Here is a 6,048-nt window from a genome sequence, read left to right as displayed (position 1 = left end):
TAGATCCAGCCGGGACCCGACGGCAGCCACCCGCGGCTGCCGCCCGCCACGTGCGCGTACGGCACCAGGGTCGTCAGCGAGGCGGCCGTGCCGAGCAGCACCCCGATCGCGGCGACGACCAGACCCTCGATCGTCATCATCCGCATGATCTGCGCCCTGGTCGCGCCGGTCAGCCGCTGGAGCCCGAACTCCCCGCGCCTGCCGCCGGTCGACAGGGACAGGCTGTTGATCACCGAGATCGCGGTGTACGCGATGATCACGCCGACCATCAGGTAGTTGACCGCCGCCTGGGTGTCGCTGTTCTCCGTGTTCGCCGCGACCAGCGCGTCCCGGTCGGCGACCGCGAGCCCCGGCTCGGCCGCCGCCAGCTTCGCCAGCGCCGGTACGACATCGGTGCCCGGCTTCGCCGCCACCAGGACCTGCTGCGGCAGTCCGGCCGTCGTGTGCGGCGCCAGCAGCCCGACCGGCAGCAGCGCCGCCTCGGACGTGCCCTTCGGCCGGTACGTGGCGACGACCCGCAGCCGCGCCGTGCCGCCGTCGCCGAACCGCATCGTGACCGTGTCGCCGGTGCGGTGCCCGTCGCCCTCGGGCAGCGCGATCGTGTCACCGCGCAGCCCGTCGAAGCTTCCGCTGCTCGCCGCGACCGCCGTCGTACCGGCGGCCCCACGGGCGCTGACGCCCTGCAGCGGGATGCCGTCCTCGTCGGTCTGCGAGCCCTTCCCGTCCGGCAGTTCGAGGTACCCGACGCTGGTCACGTACGCGCTGGCCGCCGCGACCCCGGGCAGCCGGGCGGCCCGGTCGGCGAGTCCGGCGTCGACCGTGCCGGATGCGGAGGTCAGGACGGCGTCCGCGCGCAGGTTCTCCGTGAAGGAGCGCTCGCTGACCTCGGTCGTGGTGGTCTGCACGTACAAGGAAGCGGTGGTGAAGCCGACCGCGAGCAGGACGGGTGCCACGGCGCCGGCGATGTGCACCGTACGGGCACGGGAGTTGAGCATCGCGAGCCGACCGGAGACACCGGTCAAGGCGCGCACCGGTCCGTGCAGCAGCACCGCGCAGACCTTGGTCAGGGCCGGGGCGATCAGCGCGAGACCGATGGCGGCGCAGATGACCGTCGGGACGGCCGTACTGGCCGCCGTGGGACCGTCCATGACCGCCCAGGTCACGATCGACAGGGCGGCGGCGCCCGCCAGGAACACCAGGGCGAACACCAGCCGGGTCACGCTGAACCAGCGCTGCTGGAGTGCCGAGTCGGCGAGGGCCTCGACGGGCTTCGCCTTGACCGCGCGGCGCGCGCCGACGAATCCGGCGCCGAGCGCCGTCAGCAGCAGCGCACCGCCGGCGGTGACCACCGGGATCCACCCCTGGCTGAACTCGACGGCCCGGTCGGTGACCCCGCCGCCCGCCAGCCGGTCGAACAGCTCACGGCCCAGCCACTTCCCGGGCAGCCAGGCCAGCAGGATCGCGCCGACGGCGACCGCCAGGGTCTCGGTCAGCAGCATCCTGCGCAGCTGGCGCGGGGTGGCGCCGATCGCCCGCAGCAGCGCGAGCTCGCGCCTGCGCCGGGCCGCCGCGAGGGTCATCGTGCCCGCGGTGACGAACAGCGAGACCATCACGGCGGTACCGCCGAAGACACCGGAGACGGCGATCAGGTCCTCGCGCTGCGCCACCGCGTCCGGGTGTTCGGCGAGGCCGCGGTCGTCGCCCGTGAGGACCGTGACGGGGGTGCCGCCGGTGCCCACGGCCGAGGCGAGCGCGCCCTTGAGCCGCGCCACGTCGGTGCCCGGCTTCGCCACGACGGCGAAAGCGCCGACCGTGCCCGGGTGGCCACCGAGCCGGGCCGCCTCGGCGGGGGCGAAGAACAGCGCGGGCTCCGGGGACGTGTCCCGGGCGGCGGCGATGCCGCTGACCCGGTACCCGGCGGCGCCGCCGTGCGCGGCGACCGTGACGGTGTCACCGACGGCCGCCCCGGCCCGCGCGGCGGTCCCGGCGTCCAGGACGACCTCGCGGGGCCCGGCGGGCGCCCTGCCGCCGTCGAGCGTGTACGGCGCGAGGGAAGCGGAATCCCAGCCGTGACCCTCGGCCCGCGTCTGTGCCGGACCGTGCGCACCGAGTAGCGTCGTCGGGAACGTGACGTCACCGACGACCCGCTCCACCCCAGGCGTCCGCGCGAGCTGCCCGGCCAGCGCGGCATCCAGCGGCACGCTCTCCGCCAGGACGGCGCTCTCGCTGTCCTCGGAGTTGCCCGGGTGCAGTTCGTACGACCGGTCGCCGACGACGACGGCCGTGGCACCGGCGAGCCGCTCGGGCGGCACGTTGTTGCGGATCCCGGTCTCCATCAGTCCGCCGCAGGCCATGACGATGGCCGTGCCGAAGAAGAGCGCGACGAAGGTGGCGAGGAAGCCACTCTTCCGGAACCTCAGAGTCCGTACCGCCAACCGCCCCGTACCGCCGCCTTTAGTCATGGCTACGACGCTACGGAGCCGGGCCGCCCCGGCCCATGGGGTCTCCCGGCGACCTCGGGGTGGGGCAAACCCCAGGTGGGCGGCGACCGACAGGCTCGCCCCCACAGGGCGGGCCGCACACCGCTACCATGCGGCTCGATCTTCTTTTAAGAAGGCTTCCTTCCAAACACGGAAGCAGTGAACGCCATGCGCAGCAATTCCCGCAGAGGGCTGCAGCCCAATGTCCTCGGCAGGTTCGACACCGTGGTGATGGCGGTCGCAGGAAGTGCGCCGGCCTACTCGATCGCGGCCACCACCGCCGTGCTCGTCGCCACGGTCGGACTCGCCAGCCCCGCCGCGCTCCTGTACTGCGCGATACCCATGCTGGGGATCGTGCTCGCCTACGGCAGGCTCGGCAGACTGGACCCCAACGCGGGCGCCGCGTACTCCTGGGTGGCCCGCACCCTGCACCCGTTCCTCGGCTTCATCTCCGGCTGGGCGCTGGTCATCTCCACGACGATCTTCATGGTGGCCGGGTCGCTGCCGGCCGGTGCCATGACCCTGGCGATCTTCGACCCGGCCCTCGCCACCCACACGTCGCTCGCCGCGCTGGTGGGCGCCGGCTGGCTGGCGCTGATGGTGCTGATCGTGCTCGGCGGCGCGCGGCTCACCGTACGGGCGCAGTTGCTGCTGTCCGGCGTCGAAGTGACGCTGCTGGTCGTCTTCCTGCTGGCCGCCCTCCTGCACGACGGCACCGCGCACGCCTTCGACTGGTCCTGGCTCGGCTTCAGCCACTTCGACGGGCCCTCGGGGTTCGCGTCCGGCGCGCTGATCGCCGCCTTCTACTACTGGGGCTGGGACGTCACCAGCAACCTCAGCGAGGAGACCCGCAACAGCCGCAGGAACTCCGGGTTCGCCGCGCTCGTCGGCGTCGGGATCGTCTTCCTGCTGTTCGAGGCGTTCACCATCGCCACCAACATCATCCTGACGGAGCGGCAGATCTCGGCGGGCAGCGCCAACGTCCTCGGCGTGCTCGGCGATGTGATCTGGCCGGGCGTCGGCGGCAAGTTCCTCATCGTCGCCGTGCTGCTGTCCACCGTCGCGACGCTGGAGACGACACTCATTCAGGTGACGCGCTCGCTGTTCGCCATGGGCCGCGACCGCACCCTGCCGGCCTCGCTCGGCAAGGTGCACCGCACCTGGAACACCCCCTGGGTGGCGATCACGGTCGTCGGGTGCGCCGGGATCGGCATGCTCGCCGCCGCCACCGTGCTCGGCTCGGTCACCGAGATCATCTCCGACGCCGTCACCGCCATCTCCCTCCAGGTGTCGGTCTATTACGGCCTCGCGGGGCTCGCCGTCGTCGTCGCGTACCGCAAGCTCCTGCTGCGGTCGTTCCGCACGTTCTTCCTCGCGGGCCTGTGGCCCCTGGTCGGCGCGGTGTTCATGTTCTGGATCTTCTTCGAGTCGCTGGGCGAACTGACGACGACCGCGATCTGCATCGGGATCGGCGGGCTCGCAGCGGGGCTTGTGCCGATGTTCTGGTATTGGCGGAAGGGCAGTTCGTACTACCGTCCGGCGACACTGGACGCCACACGCTCCGCCGAAGACGACGGGGCGTACGCGGACACGGGGCTGACGGCGGGGGCCGGCCGCCCCGAGGAGGCGATGGCGACCGACTTCTGATCCGAGTCGGCGCCACGTCCGTTGAGCTTGTATCCACGTCCGAGGGAGGGGGGCCGCCATCACCACACACCGGCACCGGGCACCGAAGAGCGCCCCGGACCGCCCCGAGCGTCCGGAGCGCCAGCCGGGGAAGAACGAAGGCCCCGACTTCGACCCGGACTTCGGCGACCGACAGCTCACAGCGGCGCGCCAAGACATCGTTATCGGCCGCTGGCAGGGCGTACGCGACCTGCTGCGCGAAACCGGCGACAACTGGCCGCTGCGCACCCAGCGGCTGCGGATCCTCTCCCACGCCGCCGCCGACAGCTCGGCCGCCGAGACCTGGCGGGCCGCCGAACCCGACTGCCCCGACGCGGCGGTGCTGCGCGCGGCCACCGAGGTGGTACGCGTCTTCAACCAGGCCATCGCTGCGGGCCGCGGCCCCGGGATGATCGACGAGACCCGGCTCGACGCGGTCGTGCTGTCGTGCGTGAACGCGGCGCGCGCCCGCCGCGACGACCCGATGCCCTGGGTCTCGCTGCTCACCGTCGCCCGGCTCTACGAGAAGGGCGTCAGCCGGGGCGAGCTGCAGCGCTGGTGGGACGAGTTGCGCCGGCGCGACCCGTACAACATGGAGGGCCACGTGCAGTTGCTGCGCTACCTCTCGGCGCGCTGGCACGGCACCCACGGCCGGATGTACGACTTCGCGCGCGACGCCGCCGGCGTGGCGCCCAAGGGCTCGCCGCTGCCGGTCCTGGTGCAGATAGCCCGCGTCGAGGAGTACCGCCATGTCGCGGAGACGGCGCACGAACGGCGCAGGGCCAGGGACCTCGTCGGCCGCAACTTCGGCCAGGAGCAGCACTGGCACCACGAACTGGCGGTGACCGAGGTGCGCCGCACCTTCGACCGGTGGATCGGCTGGCGCCCCGCGGGACCCGTACGTCCGGAAGAGGTCAGCGAGCTCAACTACCTGACCCACGCGGCCTGCTACGCGGGTCTGGACGGCGAGGCGCGCGAGCTGTTCCGGCTGCTGGGGTGGCGTGCGGCGCGGGTGCCGTGGTCGTACACGGGCGACCCGGCCGAGCAGTTCACCTCGTACCGCAAGGCGGCGCGGCTGTCCTGACCGGCCGTGACCGGCCATCTGTTGGGGCGCCCCTGCCGGTGATCGTCCCGGACGGCCGCTAACCTTACGTATCCGCCCTGGCCAGGGATGCGGGGTTGTCGCGGGGAATGTCTCCCGCACCCCTGTTCCCAGGTATGGACATACACGGCACCCAACTCGTCTGAAAGGCTCACCCATGGGCATTCGGAGCTTGCTGCGCAAGGTGTTCGGTCGCGACCGCGAGGAGCGTAACGAGTCGGCGGCAGCCTCCGTACCGCCCCAGGCCGACCGTTCGTCGTCCGGCGCGGAATCGGCCACGACGACGGACCCGGCCGCGGAGTCGGTGACGGAGCCGGTCACGGAAACGGTCACGGAATCGGTGACGGTCCCGGCGAAGGCGCCCGCCCCCGAGCGGCGTCCGGCGCCGCACGAGGACGCGGCGGCCAAGCTGGTGGCCGAGTCGTTCGACAACCCCACCCCCCGGAGCGTCCCGGCCCAGGCCACGGCACCGCGATCGGCGGACCCGGCCCCCGCGGACCCGGCCCCGACGGTCCCGGCCCAGACGACGACGGAACCGACGCCGGTGGCGACGCCGACGCCGGAACCCGAGCCGGAGCAGGTGCCGGAGCCGGAGCAGGTGGCGGAGAAGGCCGAGCCGACGCCGGTGGCCGAATCCGAGCCGGTGGCGGCGGAGCCGGCACCGGAGTCGCCGGCGGCCGAGGCGGCACGGATCGCGGAGACGGACCCGGTCGTGGAACCCGCGCCGGTCGTCGAGCCCGAACCTGTCGTGGAACCCGAACCTGTAGTGGAGCCCGAGCCGACGCCCGCACCGGCGGCTGC

Annotated in this window: 2 protein-coding genes and 2 pseudogenes; 3 read left to right on the top strand and 1 reads right to left on the bottom strand. The window is 72.9% G+C overall.

Annotated elements, in window-relative coordinates; all coding sequences use genetic code 11:
• Nucleotides 1–2,462 (bottom strand): ABC transporter permease (locus HY68_RS11265; RefSeq protein ID WP_107070073.1); only part of this gene is annotated, 2,462 nt, incomplete at its 3' end.
• Between the two features lie 186 nt (nucleotides 2,463–2,648).
• Here HY68_RS11265 and HY68_RS11260 point away from each other — a divergent pair.
• The 3 genes and pseudogenes from HY68_RS11260 to HY68_RS43665 form a co-directional block, all read left to right on the top strand.
• Nucleotides 2,649–4,127, top strand: a complete 1,479-nt coding sequence (locus tag HY68_RS11260; RefSeq protein ID WP_041995712.1) for an APC family permease — start codon at nucleotides 2,649–2,651, stop codon at nucleotides 4,125–4,127.
• A gap of 142 nt (nucleotides 4,128–4,269) precedes the next feature.
• Nucleotides 4,270–5,229, top strand: a pseudogene (locus HY68_RS11255) (hypothetical protein); the annotation flags it as partial.
• 175 nt (nucleotides 5,230–5,404) lie between these two features.
• Nucleotides 5,405–6,048: pseudogene (locus HY68_RS43665) on the top strand (hypothetical protein); the annotation flags it as partial.

Origin of the sequence: Streptomyces sp. AcH 505, from assembly GCF_000818175.1 — a bacterium.
In the GTDB taxonomy this organism is placed as follows: Bacteria; Actinomycetota; Actinomycetes; order Streptomycetales; family Streptomycetaceae; genus Streptomyces.
The sequence above is the reverse complement of the archived record's forward strand: the minus strand, read 5'-3'. Positions and strand labels throughout refer to the sequence as shown.